Genomic DNA, 19,541 nt, shown 5'->3' with positions numbered 1-19,541 from the left:
TTTGGGCGTTTTTGGTGTGACGGTGGTACGATGTACCACCGCCAATCACGCTTGTACCACCGAAAATCATGGCAACGATCAGAGCAAGGAAAAAGGCCGATGGGACGGTCAGCTACACCGTCCAGATCCGCCTCAAGAAAAAGGGTGTCATAGTTTACCAAGAAGCTCAGACATTCGCCCGCAAGCAGGCCGCTCAAGCCTGGGCGAAGCGACGAGAGACCGAATTGGCGGTACCTGGTGCGATCGAGCGGGCCAGCCGCGAGGGACACACGGTCAAGGAAATGATCGATCGCTATTTGATTGAGGCGGAGAAAGCCCGGCCTCTTGGCGAGTCCAAGCGGCGAACACTCAATGCCATCAAGAAGAGTTACCTGGGCGATAAGATCGATTCGGATATCAGCCAGCAAGTACTGGTGGATTATGCGCTTTGGCGCATGGGGCCCGAAGGTGGCTCAGTCAAGCCTCAGACTGCCGGCAATGACTTAGCTCACCTAGGTTCAGTTCTGTCCCTGGCCCGGGCAGCCTGGGAGTACGAGATCAATCCCCTGGCGATGCCCGATGCGCGCCTTGTCTTGAAAAAGTTCGGCTACAACATGAGGAGTCGCGAGCGAGATCGCAGGCCTACATTGGATGAGCTCGATAAAGTGATGGAGCACTTCTTCGAGACGCTGCAGCGCAGGCCGACAGCCATCCACATGCCCAAGGTGGTGGCGTTCGCGATCTTCTCCACTAGGCGAATGGATGAAATCACGCGCATCCGCTGGGACGATCTGGATGAGCACCGGAAAGCGGTGAAAGTGCGGGATATGAAAAACCCCGGGCAGAAGATCGGTAATGATGTCTGGTGTCATTTACCAGATGAGGCCTGGCAGATTGTGCAGAGCATGCCGCGGGAGTGCTCGGAGATATTCCCATACAACACGGATTCAATCGGTGCGGCCTGGTCGAAGGCATGCAAGATGACCGGTATCGAGAATCTGCACTTTCATGACTTGCGCCACGAAGGGGTGAGTCGGTTGTTCGAAATGGATTGGGACATACCGAGAGTTTCAAGTGTGTCCGGCCATCGCGACTGGAACTCGATGCGGCGCTATACCCATTTGCGCGGGCGCTGCGACCGGTATAAGGGCTGGAAGTGGTTGGATCAGATTATCGAGTCCAAGGTGAGGCTTGGGGCAAGAGTGTCTTGAATAAACACTTGTATTTTTGTCGCTAGGGTTCTTCGGAGGGGGTATGATGGAAGAAGGGGTGGTTACTTTAATTGTTGGGGTTGCAGGTATAGTATCGACTTTATTGGTTGGTGCGCTGGGTCTTTATTATACGGCCAAGGCTAGGGTGGCTCCTTTGAGGGATGCACTTTTTTCTAGGCAGTTGGATCTGGCGGTACAGATAAGCCACCTTCAATCGCGGCTTCGAGTTTTCGTTACTATCCTTTCAGATGATGAATCGCTGTATCATGATGAGGCAAGAGAGGATATTCGTGAATATTACAAGCAGTTTGCTGAGTTAGAGGAGCGAGGTGCGGTTATACTCCCCGTTGAGCTTTGGGTGGAAGTCAAAAAGCTGTCCAGCGCCGTATCTGGAGCCATTCTGGAGTTTGATGAGGAAGGTATAATAGCTGTCTCTTCGAAGCTTGGTATTGAGGCTAGGATGGCTAAGGTGGCTTTGATATGTCGCACCATTACGGGGGCGGATCAATTGTCGGAGCACGCATTAAGTCTTTTTTCAAGTCGCAAGGTTTACAGGCGAGTCGTAGAAATGGATGTTTCTAGATTTGAGTCCATGTTTGGAAAAGGTCCTGATAATGTCTAGGTATTGGGCGCCGAAGTGGCGCCCTTGTACCTTATTTGGCTCTTGTTGTGCGGTGCTTTAGCAAGCTCGGTGTACTCTGTTGAGTTGCTGATGTTCCTTGAGTGCTAGAGCGCGTTGAGCTTCTAGGTACTCAGCAAGATCTGTTATGTGTATTCCTTTGGCGCTTTTCTGACTACTCTCCAATCGAGTGATTGGGATTTTTATCTGGCCTGATAAAACTTTCCGCTGAAACATTTCAGGAGTTAGATGTTTAAAATAGTCATTGCATACCACTTCAAGCGGGATTATGGCCAGCGCATTATATTGCGCCATCAGCACGAAAGCGGTATTCATACTTCTCTCCTCATTGCTCGTTTCGCGACTACATTGGCCACGTAGCTTTTCCACTTGGTACTTTTGCGCCGTTGGCGGATCTGGTTGCATTTGACGTGTCGTTGGGTCGACCTGCATTCGCCGAAGACATCGCGGATGGCGGGCAGCACTTCTATTAGTCTGGGGGTTGGCTCGCCCTGGCGCTGCAACTGAAGCTGAAGCAGTGGATATGCGAGGTCGGGCTTGAAGCCCTCCGCTTTGTCGAGGCTGCGGCTAGTCGCTGCCTCAGCGCAGGGCATGTCGAAGGGCAGGAAGGTGCTCTCGGGCTTGCAGCCCTCGGCGTTTATCGGGCGTTGGCGCCGGCATTCGCTTTTCTCGCCGTCCACCGCGCCGGCTTTGTAGCCAGCCAGGTACACCAGGTAATCGCTGTGCGTGCGGTCGTCGGCGAACCCGGAGCTGTCTTTCTCCAGTTCGCGCTCGTCCAGGCCGAGGGGGTTGAGGCTTATGAACAGGTCTCGTGGATCGGTGTTCATGATTTACGACCTCGCATGATGATGAAGCCAGCTGCCTGACGGGTTTTGGAGCACCGGTCGTGATTGCCCTTCACTCGAGCCTTGCCGCAGATGTCGCATATGAACGACATGGCGGGGCGCAGCATGGGTTGCATGCCCTTTGGTGTCCGGGTTGTCGGGGTGTAGGTCGGTGTGTTGATCACAGCGAATACCTCTCATGGGCTCGACGGGCGTGCGGGCTGAGGGCTAGGTGCTTAAAGTTCGTGGCGCTGTTAACAGTCGGTAACGTGCCTGTCGCTGGGCGGAGGGCGGTGCTGCTGTGATGCAACTTGACCAACGCGGCGATCAGCGCGACGGCGAGCGCAAAGCTAATCAGTTGCCAGATTCGTGTTGGGTTAGGCATGGTGCCGGCCCTCATTGATCTGGCTGAGCACCTGTTTGCTAGCAAGCTCGAACAGCTCGTCGGCGGTAACCGGCCTTACGGACTGCTCGAAGTTGCGCACTGCGTCAAACCGAGTGCGATACAGCCCGGCCCGGCCGAGCCAAGCGGCTGCGTTGAGTTTCGCGGCGGGTGGGGGATGGTCGTGCTGGCTCATGCTGCCTCCCGTTGGTACAGGTCAATCAGATCCTTGGCGTTGGCGGCAATCAAGTCTTCCGCCTCGTCAGGGCAAACGCTGTTCCCGATCAGTCGGATCTGGTCGGTATTGTTGATGGCGCGCCATTCCAGCCGACCCGTGTGAGGGTTCTCAAAGAGTCCGCGATCGAGGATGTATTCAGGGCTGAACCCTTGTGCTAGCTTCAGCTCTGGTGCTTTGAGCATGCGCAGGGTGAAGTCCACCAGGGCGTACTCGCCGAGCAGCACTACATCAACTTGCTCGGGGAAGTGTTCAGGCAGGTACTTGTGCAGGAAGCGGGCGCACTTCCGGGCTCGTTCTATCAGTTTCGGCGGCAGGATGGCGGCTGGCACCTGCACGATGGTGACCAGGGCCATGCGCTCTTTCGTTGGCAAGGTGTGCATCGGCTCTTCCATGCCTTGCCACTGCCCGCCCGTGCCGTAGTACTTCACTAGGTAGGCGGTGGCCAGTCGCTGATTGGAGCCTCGGCCGAGGATGGTGCTCAGTGGTGCCTTTGCGGCCCGCCCGTCGCTGGTGTAGAAGCCGCCGTTGGCCTGTTCGAAGTGGCATGCGGCAAGGGAGTGGTGCCCGCTGCTGGTGGTCAGGTGCGTGAGGTGTGCTGCTGCCATGGCGAAGTGACCGCCCTTCACTTGGGCAACCTGAGTGCGCAATGGCTCCGCAATGCTGAAGGTCCGCTGTGTGCTCGCATTGGCGAACTCGGTGAGGCTGGCGGCGGCCAGTTGCTGGTCGTTCAACGGAATTACAAATGGTTGCTCAGCCATTACGGTGTGCCGCCAGAACCCCTTCGCGACCCGGCGGCAGGTGTTGTCCACCAGCGGGCGCTTGCGTTCGAGGATACTTTTGCCCAGGTCAGAGAAGTCGATGCACTCCGCCGCAGTTCGCCATGGCAGCTGATCGGCCTGAGGGTTCTCGTGTCGCTTGGGTTTAGTCCACACAATGGGACGGCCATCGGTGCGGCCGATCAGGAACAGGCGCTTGCGGATGGTCGGTGACCCGGCGTTGGACGCGCGGCGTTCTTTCCATTGCACGTTGCAGCCCAGGCCGCGCACCAGGGCTTCCATTGGAACCCACTGGCCAATGCAGTCCATGATTTCCGCCATATCGGGATGATCGGCGGGCAGGCCGGTGGTAAGGCAGGATACGAACGCCCTGAAGGTTCGGCCCATCTCGGCCTTGATCGGTTTACCAGCATCGTCAAGCGGCCCCCAGGCCTGGAACTCCTCAACGTTCTCCATGAGGAACAGGCGTGGGCGTGTCGCGAATACCCAGCGGACAACGACCCATGGCAAAGAACGAACGCTTTTGCTGCGTGGCGCGCCACCTTTGGCCTTGGAGAAGTGCCGGCAGTCCGGGGAAGCCCACAGGATGCCCACGGGCTGGCCGCCGGTGGCCTCCAGTGGATCGACCTCATAGATATCGCTGATGTAGTGCCGGGTCTTGCGGTGATTGGCCCGGTGCACGGCGATGGCGATGGGGTTGTGGTTGATGGCCACATCAGGGTCGCGATAGGCGCGGGCACCGCCGCTGCTGGCTCCGCCTGCCCCCGCAAACAGGTCCACATACAGTTCGCGCTGGAAGGGGAGTGCCTGCTGCTGCGCGCTTGCCACGTTGATCTGCTGGGCGGCTGTCATGCTGCAGCCCCTGCATTTGCAGCACTGGCCGGTGTTTCGCGCAGCTGAGCGTGTATGCGCTTAGCCAAGTCGCCCAGTCCGGTGGCTTCCAGGCCGGCGCGTGATGCCTGCTGAGTTGCCTTCATTGCCGTAAGCGTCCGCTCGGTCAGGTTCAGGGTTTCTATGGCACTGATGAGCAGCTCGTAGTCCGCCCTGGTCACTGCAAGCCCGGTGTAGGACATGATCCGGGCTTCAAGTTCGCGGATACTGCTTTTGAGGTGTGCGATAGCCAGGTGATGCTTGCGCTGGTCCGCCTCGGTCTGGACCCGGGCTTCGTCCAAGTCGTCTTGAAGTCCTTTGATCTGCAATTTCAGATCGGCTTTCAGGCGCTGTTTGCCGGCGTCCAGGCCTCGGTTGAAGGCGCGATGGCGGGCTTTCGCAAACAGGAAAGGCAGGATGAGCAGGGTGATCAGCCAGAGGATGCCCATGGCAAGAACTTGTTGATGCGGTTGCATGTGTTGTGCTCCTGATGCTCAGCCCCAAGCGGTAAAGCTGTGGTGAGGCTTGGTACTGAGCGAAGTGCCCCAGGTGGCCGGGGCCGCCTTGTTACTTATTGATGCTCCCCGTGCCCCACGGAAGTAGGCCGGAGCTGGCGGCGGACAGTCTCGACGAGCTGGTCCTTGCAGTGGCCTTTAGTGCTGGCACAGATGTCGCCAAGATCATCCAGCACGATCACGCGGAAAGGGTGTTTAGGGTCGATAGTGGGGCTGATGTAGGCAGTGTGCTCGGGGCCGAGAGCGGCATTGACCGATTCCAGCGCCTCCCGCATTGCGATGGCCTCTCCTGATCGCCGTCCTGACTCCGTCCGGCCGTTGGCCAAGTCCTGCAGAAAGTCTCGAAGGGCCATGTACTTCGACGAGTCGCCTCTCTGAAGGGTGATCGTTCCGGTGGCAGGTCCGAACGTTACCTTCACTTGGTGGGTGCGAAGGTCGTTCTCGATCTCAACGTGGGCGTCGATGCTGGTTTCGGGGCGCTGCATTGGGCAGCGGGTCGTGCCTCCGTTCTCCAGTACATGCTGGAGCAGCATCACGCGGCGGAGGGGAATGAAGAACTCGCTCATGCTTGGCTCCCTCCAGTTGGTCGGTTGGAGAGCCACTCATTGAGCTGTTCGCGGGGGTAGCGGACCTTGGAACCCACTTTGATATACGGCACGGAATAGCGGCCAGTGCATCGCCATGCGGCGAGAGTCCTGGGGCTCACGCCAAGCAGGTTTGCCGCTTGGTCGGGTGTCATTAGCTCGGCCTGGGTCATGCCTGCCTCCCGTCGTCCAGGGTGGCCATTGCTAAACCTGTTGGCGTGGTGATGACTTTCAGTCCGGTGCGGCGCTGGAAGGCATCTATGAAGCTGGGGCGGGTACAGGCGGTGGGGTGCAAGTAGACCTTGCACCCTTGGGTGTGTTGTGCATGTAGCATTTCTGAGCCTCGGTGGTGAGAGGATTGCGGCTCAGACAATACTTAAACGAATATGTTGGGTCAATACCTTTCCGTACTGCCCGCGTATACCTCAATACATCAGAATATCTCCACCTTCGATACGACCACGCCGCAGATCACGGCATCATCTGGTAGCTCAATGATGGGATCTGGCCAAGATGGGTTCAGTGGCTTGAGGAACTGGCGTTCGCCTTCGATGACAAGCTGTTTGAACGTAGCTTCCTTGCTATCCGCGAGCTTTGCGATTACCAGAGAGCCGTTCTCGTAGTCCTTCGCGGGGTCGACAAAGATTATGTCGCCCTCCCTGAATGAGCGACGTTCATGCGGGTTGAACATTGAAAGGCCGCGAACTCTCAGGGCAAACGTGCCGCTGCTGTGCGAAACCGCGCAAGGCAGCCAGGACTCGACATTCTGAAGCTCAAAAGGCTCCTGCATTTCGCACCACGCCCCAGCTTGCACCCAGGAAATCAACGGCACGAATCCGCGAACCTTTGGTCCTGGTTCGACGTTTGAGTGCGGGCCGGTTGTGACCGTGGGGTTGGCTTCACCTTTCCAGAGCCATTCGGTAGAGACACCCAGCACTCTAGCAATTCTTTCAACATTCTGTTGGCGGGGGCTGGCGGACGTTCCAGACAATATTCTGTGAATAGTAGGCTGTGGCACGCCAGACCTCCTGGCGAGCTCGCCTCCGGACAGCCCTAGCTCATGCATGCGCTTTGCTATGCGGTTTCCTATCACTGCTCATTGCTCTGATTTGTTTGCGTATCGCAAGTGTATTGCTTACACCTATTCGTTTGGGTAACATCCATCTATTCGCTAACGAATAGGCAAGCGCTATGTCCATACAAGAGATGCTTCAAACACTGATTGAGCAGGGTTTCTCGCAGCGCGCTATTGCTGAGCGAGTGGGGGTTACCCAGCCAACCATTTATCGAGCAACGAAGGGCGCGGCGATCCGCTATGAGGCGGGCAAAGCGATTGAGCGCTTTTATGAGGAACAGATGGGCCAGCCTGCTGAGGGCGACCCGCAAAAGGATTGCTGAGCTGGGGCCTCTCACCACAAGAATCCCCCAGCTCGGCGTTAGCAGTGCAAAGCACTGTGTATCCCCGCCATCCGGAACCTCTCACCACAAGTTGCTCCGGATGACTAGAACGACAAGCCGTGTCGCACAACACATTGGAACAGGCATATCGGTCGTAGTCGTAGGATAGGGCTTGCCCGCACCCATGGCTACACCGTTAACCGAGGTTTAACGGTTATGAGTCGCATCGACACTTTGCCGGGCGCTGGCCCGGTGCTCTCCCTGCGGCAGGCGCTCTATCGCGCTGGTCGTGACTATCCGGGCGGAATCACCGCGCTCGCCTATGACATGGGCATTGATATCGATGCCCTGCAGAAGAAGCTCAAGCACGACGAAGAGCGTCGCTGGCTATCCCCCGACGAGTTGGAGGAAGTCCTTCAGTGGACCAGGTCCGCCCGAGTCCTTGACGCCATTGGTAGAGCTGCAGGGGTCGTCTGGTATCGCCCAGAGCCGATGCCAGCGACGCATGGAGCACTCAAGGCGGTCGGCAAGCTGCTGGATGAAGCCGGAGAGTTCGTTGGAAGCATGCATGACGGCGCTTCCGACAACGTATGGGAACCCCACGAAGTGCTGCATCTCGAGCAGCGTGGCGTGGACGTCATTCGCCAGGTGCTGGCGATCATGGCGGGTGCGCGTCAGGCCATGGAGGATCGCGCCAATGGCTGATGATATTGATCGCGCTAACGACCAGGCCGAGTATTTCCTGCAGGCGGCGCTCAAGCGTCAGACCGGCAAGTTTGTAGGGCCAAGCGCGCAGTTCTGCGAAGACTGCGACGAGCCGATCCCGCTCCTGCGACAGCACGCTGTCGCAGGTTGTGAAACCTGCGTCAGCTGCCAAGAGCTGCGGGAGCGGCGCCGATGAGTGAGCGTCCAGCATCTGTAACTGCCGACTGGGCGCGCCGGTACATTGAAACCTTCGGTCTAGCCCTGGTTCCCATCGAGCCTGGAGAGAAAGGGCCTAAGGGGCATGCTTGGAACCAGCCGGGTGGATACTTTACTGATTCGGTGGCTGCTGAGCGGTTCTGGCAGGAGCACCCTAGTCACAACCTGGGTGTGGTGCTGGGACCGAGCCGTGTCTGCTCGCTTGATGTAGATGACGTGCAGTGGACCCGCCATGTTCTGAAGGAACTGTTGGACTTGGATGTGGACGCGCTTGCAGATGTCTATCCGACAACGGTGGGTAATCCAGCGCGTTTTCGCATTATGTTCAGGCTGCCTGATGGGGTTGAGCTCAGTCGCCGGTCGCTTGCTTGGCCGAATCCGGGGGATGTTGACGGTTCGGTGTTGAAGGCCTTGATGGCCCAGGTGAAGGCTGCCAAAGAGGCTGGAGATGCTGTCCGAGTGGACGCTTTGCGCATGGCCGCTGAGCCCTTCAAGCGAATCACTGTCTTCGAGCTGCGAGCTGGCCTGGTGCAGGACGTCCTCCCGCCCTCCATCCATCCTGGTACCGGTAAGCCGTACACTTGGCGGACCCGGCCCAGCGTTGATGGATTGCCAGTATTGCCTTCGGAGCTTCTCGCCATCTGGCAAGGTTGGGACGAAGTAAAGCCAAAGGCTGAAGGGCTCTGCCCCTGGTTGCCAAAGGCTACCGCACCGGTTGGTCGTTCCCCGCAGCAGAAACCACGGCCGGCCATCGGCCGTGGTGGCTCGGATCTTCCCGAAGTGATTGCGCTGTTCAATGAGAGCCACGATCTTGCCGCTCTGATCGAGGCGCATGGCTACGAGCGGAGGGGAGATAAATGGCTCTGCCCTCAGAGCACTAGCGGCGATCCTGGCGTCACTATCAACGAAGGCAAGTTGTATTCGCACCACAGCTCCGATCCCCTGGCAAATGGACATCGAAACGATGCGTTCGATGTGTTCTGCATCCTGCAACATAACGGCGATCAAAAGGCAGCAACCAAAGCCGCGGCGCGAATACTGGGGATCGACGCGGCATCACGCCTGCCGGCACCGCCGCCGTTGGGCGAGCGTCCTCGTACCCCATCGGCTAATGATGCTTCCGCACAAGCCGCTTCGCTCGATGAGCTGGCGGAGCTTAAAGCGGCGGTCCTTCCCCTAGCCCCATCGTTGGACGAGCCGCCCAGCCCGGCCGGCTCCTCGGCCGATAAGGGGGCGGGGGAAGATGTGGTTGAGATCAAGGATGCGCTCCGGCGCTTTGCCCTGATCGAAGGCTCTACGAACGTGTGGGATCTGGACAAGGCAAGGCCAATAAAGCGGTCTGGGTTCGAGGCGCTTGTAGGAAAGCCGCTGGCGAAGGCCTGGATGGAGAGCACCGACAAGAAGCTGATTGCCCCCGAGAAAGCCCAGGAACTCGACCAGATGCGGCGCATGGCTGCGAAAAAGGGTGGGGCGCTGAAGCTTGATCCGTTGGAGCGCTATGTCTACATCGACGGAACCAAGGACGTTTGGGACTGCGAGAAGAAGCGGCGTATCCCGGAGGGTGCTGTGAAGATGGCCATCGGGGAGGATTACAAGTGGTGGCTGAACAGCCGGGATCGGCGGGTGGTGGACGTCAACAATATTGTGTTCGACCCGTCTATGAAGAAGGACCCCAACGAATACATCAACACCTTCGAGGGCTTGCCTCTTGAGCCGGTGCGGAATGACGCCGCCTGCGAAAACCTCCGGTGGTTGATTTCGTTCCTTTGCAACCATAACGAGGTCGAGTTCGACTGGCTGACGAAATGGCTCGCCTATCCGTTGCAGCACATGGGAGCCAAGATGGACACGGCGGTGTTGGCCCACTCGGTCATGGAGGGCTCGGGCAAGAGTCTGCTCTTTGCCGATGTCCTCGGTGAGCTATATGGCCAATACGCAGCGGTCGTAGGTCAGACGCAGCTGGAAGGCAGCTTCAACGCCTGGCAGAGCGGCAAGCTCTGGGCTGTGTTCGAGGAAGTTGTGAGCCGCGATCAGCGTTACAACCAGGTCGGTAAGATCAAGCATCTGATCACCGGCAAAACCGTTCGGATGGAATCGAAGTTCATCAATGGTTGGGAAGAATCCAACCACATGAATGCGGTGTTCCTGAGTAACGAGATTCTTCCTTGGCCGATCAGCGACTCAGACCGCCGCATGTTGGTTATGTGGCCGATGGAGACGCTGCCACGCGAGCGGCAGAAGGCCATCGGGCAGGAATTGGCCAATGGTGGTGTCGCTGCGCTCTACGGTTGGTTGTTGAGTATCGATCTGGGTGAGTTCGACCAACGCACGCGGCCACCTGAAACTGAGGCGCGTCAACGGCTGGTAGCGCTGAGCCGAACGGCTTGGCAGACCTTCCTCAGCCTCTGGCGAACTGGCGAACTCGGGCAAGGCCTTTGGGGCTGCTGCATGGCCAGCGACCTGTATGCGCTCTTCTTAGAGTGGTGCTCGCGCAACAAGGAGCACTCCATGAGTCAGACGAAGTTCTCGCTGATGATCAGCGCGACGGTGCAGAAGACTCCGCGGGCTGTCCCCTGGACGGATGGTAATAACCGGCGCTTCGCCGCGTTCTTCTTCCCGAGTGATGGGGATCCTTCCCTGCCCCCTTCCTTGTCGTCGGCCGAGCTGGGGAAGACCGTCGTGAAGTGGCGTGACAGTGCGAAGCTGGCTGGGTGGAACGTTGATGCTTGGGACCACATTAAGGGGCTTGCCGCATGAGTACACCTATAAGTGTGTCGGGTGTGTTGGGTTTGTGTTGCGTTGATTTTGCTAGGTCAACACACGCGCAGTCCAAGATTCATGCGGCTTACGCGGGGTCCGTGGTGGGTGTGCTGGGTTTGCGTTCGCGCACGCGCAGGCGCGACGTTTGTAGCGGCGCCACTGATGGCGTAATTGAAACCCATGCGAACCCAAAAAAACCTAACAAACCCAACACACTCAACACAGTTCCTAATAATCCTTTGATTTTATTGATGTTTAAGTGTGTTGGGTTTGTGTTGGGTTGTGTGAATTTGTGCTGGGTGTTTCTTCTGGAGGGATCGCGATGACAAATGACCAAGGATTACGCCTTCAGCTCCTGATACATGAGGCGCAGCACAAGTCCGATATGGCTGAGCTGATCGATCAGCCCTCCCGCCTTCGCCTAGTGGGCGAGCTGATGCAGCACTGGGGGGAGCAGCGTTCGCGGTTAGGGCTGGCCTCAAGCATGGGCAGCCAGATGGGCACCATCATGGAATGGAAGGGGGCTGCGCCGAGAGGCGGTGCGTCCGGGGCGCGGATCTTAGTCAGTGGGGCGGGTCTCGACCATGCAGCGGCGGAAGTTGATGCGGCTGTGGCGGAATTGGCTCGTCGCAACGACCGGGGCGTAACCCTGGCAAAGCTGGCGACACTTCGATACGTCCACGGTGTGACCGTCCGGGAGCAGATGCGCGAAGTAGGGCTGGCCGAACACGCGGATAGAACCTACCGGAACTGGGTAAAGGCGCTCCATCTTCAAGTGCTAGCTATCTTGGCGGCCCGATCAGGTCGGGTGCGCCTACAGACCGTTCGTCGGGTAACTATGACGCTGGCGAGCCCTCTAAATCTACGCAGATAGATGCCGAACCATGTACCGAAAATCACCCCTTTTCGGTTTTTCCGGAGGCATGTAAAAAGGCGCCACGATATGAAAAGTGCGCCTAGCGCTCCCCCAACAAGCACTGTTTTGCGAACCGAGAACCCTGCCGACTGGCAGGGTTCTCTGTTTCTGGCGCTGTGCTTTGCCAATGAGGCCTTCATGAATAGTGAGCAGCAAGCGTTAGTTGAGATGCCGATCTGGTTGGTGATCGTCTTATCCCTAGTCGGCGGTGTTTCGGGCGAAATGTGGCGAGCCGACAAGGCCGGTGTTCGGGGCTGGTCTTTGGTGCGTCGGATCGTGCTGCGGTCTGGTGCCTGCATCGTCTGCGGGCTGTCGACCATCATGCTGTTCTACTCGGCGGGGTTGTCGATCTGGACTGCTGGTGCAATCGGCTGCCTGACCGCGATGGCCGGTGCCGATGTCGCCATCGGTCTGTACGAGCGCTGGGCCGCCAAGCGCCTGGGCGTTTGCGAGATGCCGCCACGGGGCGGCGAGCCAGGTCAGTGAGCTGGTCGCGCCCCCGGCCGGACCCGGGGACCCTGGCAAATATCGTGGGGTACGGGGCAGGAAACCCGCGGCTCTTCGTTAGCGGGAGGTTCACCAGCTTAGTGAACTGCGGTGAACTGGTTAACCCCTTGAATCCATTGGGTGAGCTGGACTTTTGAGCATGATCTACCTGACCAAATCGGAGTTCGCCGCCCGACGCGGATGGTCGAAATCCTACGTTTCCAAACTGGCCAGCCAGGACCGCTTGGTGCTCACGGACGACGGCAAGATCGATGTCGTGGCCACTGAGGCGCTACTGGCCGAGTCAGCCGATCCCAGCAAGGCAGCCGTCGCGACCCGGCATGAAGAAAACCGAGTGGAGCGGGATGTGCGCAGCCACCTACAACCAGGCGGCGACACACCTGCGGTGCAGCCACTGGTCCAGCAGCCAGGCAAGGGCCTGGACTTCCAGAAGGCAAGGGCGCATCGCGAGTTCTACCTTGCCCAGCTTGCTGAGGCGGAGTTCAACAAAGTTCAGGGAAACCTGGTCGAGCGCAAAGCGGTGGAAGACGCCGCCTTCGCAGCTGGCCGTACGCTCCGAGACCTGATGTTCGGCCTTGCTCCGCAGCTTGCTGCCGAGCTGGCGGGTATGAGTGATTCCTGGGAAATCGAAAAACGCCTGACGGGCGCCTTCCGCCAAGTCTTCGAAGACGCGGCCAAGATGAGCGGCGCCGATCTCAACCAAGCCATGACACAGAGCTGACCCTATGCCTACCGGATACGCGGACGGTGCGAAGGTGTACCGCGAAGCGTATGGCCGGGGGCTAACGCCCGACCCTGAATTGTGGGTTGACGAATGGGCTGACGAGTACATGCGGATCCCGCGTGATACTGGTGCAGCCGAGCCCGGCAAATACCGCACAGCACGGACGCCGTATGCCCGTGAACCCATGCGCTGCCTCTCGCCAGCGCACCCCTGTAAGCGCGTCATTACGATGGTCGCCTCGCAGCTGATGAAAACGCAGATCGCCCTGAACTGGATTGGGGCGCTGATCCACATGGCACCGTCTAACATCCTGACGTTGCTGCCCAGCCTGGCCCTGGCCAAGCGGGTGTCGGCCAGGATCGGCAAGACCATTGCCGCAACGCCTGAATTGAAGGCGCGTGTGGCGGCTTCACGATCCCGGGATGCCCGCAACACCATGGATACCAAAGAGTTCGAGGGCGGCACGCTGTACGCGACCACCGCTGGCTCGGCCTCCAACCTGGCCGAGCTTGCTGCGCGATACATCTACGGTGATGAGATTGACCGCTGGGATGTGGATGTCGATGAAGAGGGCGACCCTGTCGATCTTGCCGAGACGCGGGGCAGTACCTTTGGACGCAACGCTAAGTTCTACTTCTCCAGCTCGCCAACCATCAAGGGTGCCTCACGTATCGCCGATCTGTTCGAGACCAGCGACCAGCGTTATTACTACGTGCCCTGTCCAACCTGCGGTCACATGCAGGTGCTGGAGTGGGAGCGTCTGCTGTACTCCGCTGATTTCCAGACCGTCCACTACAAGTGCTCCTCACCTGATTGCGATGTGCTGATCGAAGAGCACCACAAGGGCGAGATGCTTGCCCAAGGAGAATGGCGCTCGCACGCTCAGGGCGATGGCGAAACTGTGGGTTTCCACCTCAACGCGCTGTACGCCCCGCTTGGTTGGACCTCATGGGCTGACCTGGCCAAGCAATTCGAGAAGGCCAAGCGCGCCCAAGACCGGGGCGACCTTGAACCCATGCAGGTGTTCTACAACACCCGTTTGGCGAAGGTATGGGACAGCGCGGTCGAGCAGACCAAGGCCGAAGTCCTGCAGGCCCGAGCGTTGCAGGAGAACTATGTGCTCGGCACCGTGACGGTTGGCGTGCTGGTACTGACTTGTTCCGTCGACGTGCAGGCCAACCGTCTGGAGGTGATGATCATTGGCTGGGGCGCTGGGATGGAGCGCTGGATCGTTGACTTCAAAGTCATCCCGGGTGATCCGGCAGATCAGCGAACCTGGGAGCTTCTGGATGACCTGTTGAAAGTGCGATACCGCCATCCTTGCGGTGTCTCCCTGGGCATCCTGGCTACGGGCATCGACTCCGGCGGTCATCACACCCATGAGGTGTATCAGTTCTGCCGCGTGCGCCGTTGGCGCAACGTCTTCGCGTTGAAAGGCGCAAGTAAGCCTGGGCGCCCCGTCATCGCGCAGCGACCCTCCCTGGTGGATGTCACTTGGCGAGGGCAGACCGAGCGCAACGGCGCCGAGTTGTGGATGGTTGGTACCGACACGGCCAAGGACTGGATCTACAACCGTTACAGCTTCGAGTCGGGCCCTGGCGCTGTGCACTTCGCCAAGGACCTGCCGGACGAGTTCTTCCAGCAATGCGTGGCCGAACGCAAGATTGCCCGCTACGTGAAGGGGTACAAGCGAATCGAATGGGTCAAGGGCAAGGCCGACCGCAACGAAGCGCTGGACCTTCAGGTGTACAACCTGGCCATGGCGTACTACCTCGGCCTGCATCGTTACGGCGAACAGGACTGGGAGAAGCTGCGCCAAGCCTTGGCCCAGGCGAACCTGTTCGAGGAGCCAACACCAGTAAAGCCGTCGGCCATTGAGCAAGATGATGACGACGATGATGCTGAAGTCGAGTCGCAATTACCGGCTCCGCGCCCAGTCCGGCCCGCTCCTACGGCCTCGCCAACGCCGCCTCGTCCGGCACCCCAACCAATGCAACGCCGCAGCTCAAGCAGCGGCTATCTGAAGAGACGCTGACATGGCATACACCCAGGCACACCTTGCGGCTGTCGAAGGTGCGATTGCCCGTGGCGAACGTATCGTTCGCTACAGCGACCGCACCGTCGAGTATCGGACGGTGGACGAACTCATCAAGGCCCGCGATCTGATCCGCACCGAGCTGGCCCTGGCAGCTGGCCGACGCTCACGCGTGGTTCGGCTTTTCCACGGAGGTAAGGGCTTGTGAGCGGCCGCTATATCTCCACGCGCTCAGGCCTGCTGGTACCGGAGCGCATCAAGGCCAGCTACGAGGGCGCCGCCGAAGGGCGGCGTTCCTCTAACTGGGATGCCCCTGATACGGGACCAAACAGCCTGATCATGCCCGCCCTGCGCAACCTGCGTTCGCGCTCGCGGGCAGCGGTGCGCAACGACCCGTATGCGGCCAACATCATCGACAAACGGGTCAGCAACCTGATCGGTACCGGCATCACGCCTCAACCGCGCTTGCTCGACAAGGCGCTGCGCAAGGCCATGCAGGTGCTGTGGGAGGATTGGGTGGACGAATCGGATGCGGACGAGCGCACCGACTTCTACGGTCAGCAGGCGCTGGTAGCACGCACGGTCGAGCAATCAGGTGAGTGTTTCGTCCGCTTGCGGCCACGCCGGCTGGAGGATGGACTGGCGGTCCCGCTGCAGGTGCAGTGCCTTGCACCTGAATTCGTCCCGCACGACAAGTTCGAAGTGACGCGGTCCGGCAACGTTATCCGCGCCGGGATCGAGTTCAACAGCATTGGACGACGCGTTGCTTACTGGTGCTACCGCAATCACCCAAGCGACAAGGCCTCGCTCAATGCCGGCTACAACCCTCTGGTGCGCGTCCCGGCCGAGCAGATGTTGCACATCTTCGAGCCCTTGGAGCCCGGCCAGCTACGTGGTGTGCCTCGGCTCGCGCCGATCCTGAAACGTCTGCGCAGCCTGGACAACTATGACGACGCGGTGCTGTTTCGCCAGGAAGTGGCGAACCTGTTCGCAGGCTTCGTTCGCAAGCCCGCGCCGGAAGGGCCAGGGCATCCGCCGATGGACATGCTGACCGGCGCACCGGTTGTCCATGACCGCGATGCCTTCACGCCGATGGTGGCATTGGAGCCCGGCACCATGCAGGAACTCGGGCCGGGGGAACAGGTGGAGTTCTCCGACCCGCCCGATGGCGGCAACAACTACCCCGACTTCATGCGGCAGCAGCTGATGGCTGCAGCCGCCGGCGCAGGTCTGCCTTACGAGCTGATGACCGGTGACATGCGCGATGTGAACGACCGAGCGATTCGTGTGGTGCTCACTGAGTTTCGCCGCCGGCTGGAGCAGTTGCAGTTCCAGGTGTACGTCCACCAGTTGTGTCGTCCTGTGCGAGCCGCATGGATGGACATGGCTGTGCTGGCCGGGGCGTTGGAACTGGACGACTACGTGTTGCAGCGGCGCGAGTACCTGCGCACGCGGTGGGTGCCTCAGGGCTGGGCCTACATCCATCCCGTTCAAGACGTTCAGTCGCGGATGCTCGAGGTGGGGGCGGGTTTCGCCTCGCGCACGGAGATGTGCCTTCGCTCCGGTACAGACGCGGAAGTCGTGGACGAAGAGAACGCCGCAGATATCGCCCGGGCCAAGGACCTGGGCCTCAACTACAGCAGCTTGTCGGCCATCAAGGATGAGCCGGATGAGCCCGACGAGAAGGGGAAAACATGAAACCGTTGATGCCGTTCCGCATCTTTAACAAGGCCAAGTCCATGCCGCAGGTCGAGGATGGGCACTGGTACAAGATCGCTGCAGCCGCCGAGGGCGAGGCCGGGGCCAAGGTGATCGAAGTTTATGTCTACGGCGAGATTGGCGCCTGGGGCATCACCGCGAACCAGTTCATTCAAGACCTCAAGGCGGTGGACGATGGCGTGTCGGAAGTGGTGGTGGCCTTCAATACCAACGGGGGCGATCTGTTCGAAGGCCTCGCGATTCACAATGCACTGAGCCGGCTGGGTGAGCGCTGCACCGGCCGGGTCGATGCCCTGGCGGCCAGTGCTGGCAGCGTGGCGGTATGTGGTGCGCACCGCGTGGTGATGGCATCGAACGCCATGCTGATGATCCACAACCCCTACACTTGGGTCGGCGGCGATGCCGAGGACCTCCGGCGGGTGGCGGATGTTCTCGACCAGGCGCTCGAGGCCATGATCGCTGCTTACAAGGCCAAGGCGCCGAATGTCGATGACGCTGAACTGCGGCGTCTGGTCGATGCGGAAACCTGGCTCACTGCCCAAGAGGCCGTGGACCTTGGCTTGGCCGACGAGATCGGCAACGGCATCAAGGTCCAGGCTTGCTTGGGGCAGGGGGCCACTCTGGCGCGGTACCGAAATACCCCGCAGGCGTTGTTGGATCAGCTCCAGGCCAGCCAGGCCGAGCCAGAAACCCCGAGCGAGCCCGCTCCGGTCGATGAGCCCCCAGCTCCCAGCACGACTAACTCGACGGCGTTGGCATTGATGATCACCCAGGCTTGTGCGAAAGCGGGCATCAGCAACCTGGTCGAACCGCTGATCGCATCGACCAAGCTGGCCGACGAAGCCACGGTCCAGGCAGCGTTGACTCGCGCCAAAGCAGTGCGCGACCTCTGCGTAGCGGCGCGCTTGCCTGAGATGGCGGTCGAATATGTCGGCGCTGGCCTGGACGCGACCGTGGTTCGGGCGCGGCTGTTCGACAAGCTGGTCGGCTCGGGCAAGGGCTTCGAGATCGACAACACCCTTCCGCCGGCTGGTGATGAGCCTGAGACAGTCCAGGCGAAGCTTCCAAACCCCAGCAACATCTGGTCTGCGCGACGGCAGGCCGCTCAACAACGCACCGGCAAAGGAGCCTAAGCATGAGCAAAACCTATGTGGAACCGGTGCATGCCGGTGAATTCCTGCTGTCCGAGGGCGCAGGAAAGATCTCCCGCGAAGTCATCGAGCTGGCCCCTGGTGCTGCCTTGGTCGCCGGCCAGCTTCTCGGTCAGCTCACGGCCTCCGGCCAATTCGCTCCGTACAATCCCGAGGCTGCAGACGGCAGCGAGACGGCCAAGTGCATCTTGTTTGCGTCCGTTGGTGAATCCGACGTAGCCCGGCGCGGACGCGCGGTAGTACGCCTGGCCGAGGTGAGCGAGGGGCTGCTGACTGGCCTCGACCTTGATGCTGAGAAAGCCCTGGCCGCGCAATTCATCATCGTTCGCTAATAGCGAGCCCACCCTTTTACAGCCCCGCCTAGTGCGGGGTTTTGCATTTCTGGAGGGCCTTCATGGCTGACATCGATATTTTTGAAGACAACGCCTTCTCGGTTCCCGCGCTCACTGCGGCGATCAACGAGCAGCCATTCGTGCCAGGGCGCCTGGCTGAACTGGGGCTGTTCGAGGAAGAGGGCGTGACCACGGTGACCGTCCAGGTCGAGAAGGACGGCGACACTCTGGCCTTGGTGCCAGCGGGCGAGCGGGGTACCTCAGGGCTGGTGGTCAACGGTAGCAAGCGGATCCTGCTGCCATTCAATACCGTTCATCTGCCCGAGCGCTTCGCCATCAAGGCGGACGAGATCCAGGGCATCCGCGCATTCGGTGAGCAAACTGAGCTGCAGGCGGTCCAGGATGTGGTCAACAAGCGCCTGGCGAAGGCTCGGCGGCAACTGGATGCCACGCATGAATTCCATCGCATGGGCGCGCTCAACGGCCACGTGCTGGATGCGGACGGCAAGACAGTGTTGCTCAATATCTACGCCCGTTTCGATCTTGATCCTATCGAGATCCCGATGGAGCTGACCAACCCGGACACCAATGTCCGGGTGAAGTGCGTGGACGCACTGGATGCCCAGGAGGAAGCCTTGGGCGCCGCTACTACCAGTGGCGCTCGGGCCTTCTGCGGGAAGAACTTCTGGCGAGCGCTGATCGGACACAAGAGCGTCGCAAAAACCTACGAGGGCACCCAGTACGCTGCAGCGTTGCGGGCTGACGGTCGCGAAACCTTCGAGTTCGGCGGCATCACCTGGGAGCGCTACCGGGGCAAGGTTGGCGGTATCGCCTTTGTCGCGGACGACGAAGCGCGTCTGGTTCCAGAAGGTGTGCCGGGCCTGTGCATCACTCGGTTCGCGCCGGCTGACTACATGGACACGGTCAACACCGATGGCCTGCCGTACTACAGCCAGTTGGAAATGATGCCTTTCAAGAAGGGTGTGGCCGGTGAGGCCCAGTCGAACCCGCTGCACCTGGTGACCCGTCCTCGCGCCATTCTCCGCTTGAAGCTCTGAC

23 protein-coding genes are annotated in these 19,541 nt (G+C 59.8%); 15 read left to right on the top strand and 8 right to left on the bottom strand.

Annotated elements, in window-relative coordinates; all coding sequences use genetic code 11:
• Positions 1 to 68 precede the first annotated feature (68 nt).
• Both J5M58_RS11930 and J5M58_RS11925 read left to right on the top strand, forming a co-directional pair.
• Positions 69 to 1,190, top strand: a complete 1,122-nt coding sequence (locus J5M58_RS11930) for a site-specific integrase (RefSeq protein WP_207878218.1) — start codon at positions 69 to 71, stop codon at positions 1,188 to 1,190.
• 43 nt (positions 1,191 to 1,233) lie between these two features.
• The gene (locus J5M58_RS11925; protein WP_207878217.1) at positions 1,234 to 1,812 is read left to right on the top strand and encodes a hypothetical protein; all 579 of its coding nucleotides are present in this window, start codon (positions 1,234 to 1,236) and stop codon (positions 1,810 to 1,812) included.
• 57 nt (positions 1,813 to 1,869) lie between these two features.
• Here the strand turns inward: J5M58_RS11925 and J5M58_RS11920 are convergent, their stop codons facing one another.
• The 8 genes from J5M58_RS11920 to J5M58_RS28445 all read right to left on the bottom strand — a co-directional run bounded on the left by J5M58_RS11920 (position 1,870) and on the right by J5M58_RS28445 (position 7,112).
• Positions 1,870 to 2,145, bottom strand: a complete 276-nt coding sequence (locus J5M58_RS11920; RefSeq protein WP_207878216.1) for a pyocin activator PrtN family protein — start codon at positions 2,143 to 2,145, stop codon at positions 1,870 to 1,872.
• Positions 2,142 to 2,657: a hypothetical protein gene (locus tag J5M58_RS27930; RefSeq protein ID WP_243432310.1), complete on the bottom strand. Its 516-nt coding sequence runs from the start codon at positions 2,655 to 2,657 to the stop codon at positions 2,142 to 2,144. Before J5M58_RS27930 ends, J5M58_RS11920 begins: the two co-directional genes overlap by 4 nt.
• Positions 2,658 to 3,031: 374 nt before the next feature.
• On the bottom strand, positions 3,032 to 3,232 hold the full coding sequence (locus J5M58_RS11910) for a hypothetical protein (RefSeq protein WP_207878215.1): 201 nt from the start codon (positions 3,230 to 3,232) through the stop codon (positions 3,032 to 3,034).
• Positions 3,229 to 4,902: a DNA cytosine methyltransferase gene (locus tag J5M58_RS11905; RefSeq protein WP_207878214.1), complete on the bottom strand. Its 1,674-nt coding sequence runs from the start codon at positions 4,900 to 4,902 to the stop codon at positions 3,229 to 3,231. Before J5M58_RS11905 ends, J5M58_RS11910 begins: the two co-directional genes overlap by 4 nt.
• Entirely contained in the window at positions 4,899 to 5,396 is a 498-nt protein-coding gene (locus tag J5M58_RS11900; RefSeq protein WP_207878213.1) for a hypothetical protein, read from the bottom strand. Before J5M58_RS11900 ends, J5M58_RS11905 begins: the two co-directional genes overlap by 4 nt.
• Positions 5,397 to 5,491: 95 nt before the next feature.
• Positions 5,492 to 6,001 carry a hypothetical protein gene (locus J5M58_RS11895; protein WP_207878212.1) on the bottom strand — a complete coding sequence of 170 codons (510 nt, stop codon included), beginning with the start codon at positions 5,999 to 6,001 and terminating at the stop codon, positions 5,492 to 5,494.
• Positions 5,998 to 6,174 carry a helix-turn-helix domain-containing protein gene (locus J5M58_RS11890; protein ID WP_230385817.1) on the bottom strand — a complete coding sequence of 59 codons (177 nt, stop codon included), beginning with the start codon at positions 6,172 to 6,174 and terminating at the stop codon, positions 5,998 to 6,000. Before J5M58_RS11890 ends, J5M58_RS11895 begins: the two co-directional genes overlap by 4 nt.
• A gap of 278 nt (positions 6,175 to 6,452) precedes the next feature.
• Positions 6,453 to 7,112 carry a LexA family transcriptional regulator gene (locus tag J5M58_RS28445; protein WP_196183242.1) on the bottom strand — a complete coding sequence of 220 codons (660 nt, stop codon included), beginning with the start codon at positions 7,110 to 7,112 and terminating at the stop codon, positions 6,453 to 6,455.
• A gap of 98 nt (positions 7,113 to 7,210) precedes the next feature.
• Here J5M58_RS28445 and J5M58_RS11880 point away from each other — a divergent pair, with 98 nt between their 5' ends.
• From J5M58_RS11880 to J5M58_RS11825, 13 genes are all read left to right on the top strand, one after another.
• Entirely contained in the window at positions 7,211 to 7,417 is a 207-nt protein-coding gene (locus tag J5M58_RS11880) for a helix-turn-helix domain-containing protein (protein ID WP_196183243.1), read from the top strand.
• 216 nt (positions 7,418 to 7,633) lie between these two features.
• Positions 7,634 to 8,122, top strand: a complete 489-nt coding sequence (locus J5M58_RS11875) for a phage regulatory CII family protein (protein ID WP_196183244.1) — start codon at positions 7,634 to 7,636, stop codon at positions 8,120 to 8,122.
• The gene (locus J5M58_RS11870; protein WP_088512461.1) at positions 8,115 to 8,318 is read left to right on the top strand and encodes a TraR/DksA family transcriptional regulator; all 204 of its coding nucleotides are present in this window, start codon (positions 8,115 to 8,117) and stop codon (positions 8,316 to 8,318) included. The genes J5M58_RS11875 and J5M58_RS11870 overlap by 8 nt, the downstream gene beginning before the upstream one ends.
• Entirely contained in the window at positions 8,315 to 11,095 is a 2,781-nt protein-coding gene (locus tag J5M58_RS11865; protein ID WP_207878211.1) for a bifunctional DNA primase/polymerase, read from the top strand. Before J5M58_RS11870 ends, J5M58_RS11865 begins: the two co-directional genes overlap by 4 nt.
• A gap of 388 nt (positions 11,096 to 11,483) precedes the next feature.
• Positions 11,484 to 11,972, top strand: a complete 489-nt coding sequence (locus J5M58_RS27925; protein WP_243432315.1) for a hypothetical protein — start codon at positions 11,484 to 11,486, stop codon at positions 11,970 to 11,972.
• 180 nt (positions 11,973 to 12,152) lie between these two features.
• Positions 12,153 to 12,500 (top strand): phage holin family protein, encoded by a 348-nt coding sequence (locus J5M58_RS11860; RefSeq protein ID WP_196183246.1) that lies wholly within the window; start codon positions 12,153 to 12,155, stop codon positions 12,498 to 12,500.
• Between the two features lie 160 nt (positions 12,501 to 12,660).
• Positions 12,661 to 13,242, top strand: a complete 582-nt coding sequence (locus J5M58_RS11855; protein WP_207878210.1) for a terminase small subunit — start codon at positions 12,661 to 12,663, stop codon at positions 13,240 to 13,242.
• Positions 13,243 to 13,246: 4 nt separating this feature from the next.
• A complete protein-coding gene (locus J5M58_RS11850; protein WP_207878209.1) occupies positions 13,247 to 15,280 on the top strand; it encodes a phage terminase large subunit family protein in 2,034 nt (677 codons plus the stop codon).
• A gap of 1 nt (position 15,281) precedes the next feature.
• Positions 15,282 to 15,488: a phage head-tail joining protein gene (locus J5M58_RS11845; protein WP_207878208.1), complete on the top strand. Its 207-nt coding sequence runs from the start codon at positions 15,282 to 15,284 to the stop codon at positions 15,486 to 15,488.
• Positions 15,485 to 16,978, top strand: coding sequence for a phage portal protein (locus J5M58_RS11840; protein WP_207878207.1), 1,494 nt, complete (start codon positions 15,485 to 15,487; stop codon positions 16,976 to 16,978). The genes J5M58_RS11845 and J5M58_RS11840 overlap by 4 nt, the downstream gene beginning before the upstream one ends.
• A complete protein-coding gene (locus tag J5M58_RS11835) occupies positions 16,975 to 18,132 on the top strand; it encodes a head maturation protease, ClpP-related (RefSeq protein WP_207878206.1) in 1,158 nt (385 codons plus the stop codon). Before J5M58_RS11840 ends, J5M58_RS11835 begins: the two co-directional genes overlap by 4 nt.
• A 2-nt stretch (positions 18,133 to 18,134) precedes the next feature.
• Positions 18,135 to 18,482 carry a head decoration protein gene (locus J5M58_RS11830; RefSeq protein WP_019096806.1) on the top strand — a complete coding sequence of 116 codons (348 nt, stop codon included), beginning with the start codon at positions 18,135 to 18,137 and terminating at the stop codon, positions 18,480 to 18,482.
• Positions 18,483 to 18,544: 62 nt separating this feature from the next.
• Positions 18,545 to 19,540, top strand: coding sequence for a major capsid protein (locus J5M58_RS11825; RefSeq protein WP_207878205.1), 996 nt, complete (start codon positions 18,545 to 18,547; stop codon positions 19,538 to 19,540).
• The last annotated feature ends 1 nt before the right edge of the window (position 19,541 follow it).

This window comes from Pseudomonas sp. 32_A (genome assembly GCF_017490905.1).
GTDB classification, from domain to species: Bacteria; Pseudomonadota; Gammaproteobacteria; order Pseudomonadales; family Pseudomonadaceae; genus Aquipseudomonas; species Aquipseudomonas inefficax.
Note: the sequence above shows the minus strand (reverse complement) of the source record. Positions and strands in the feature narration are given on the sequence as shown.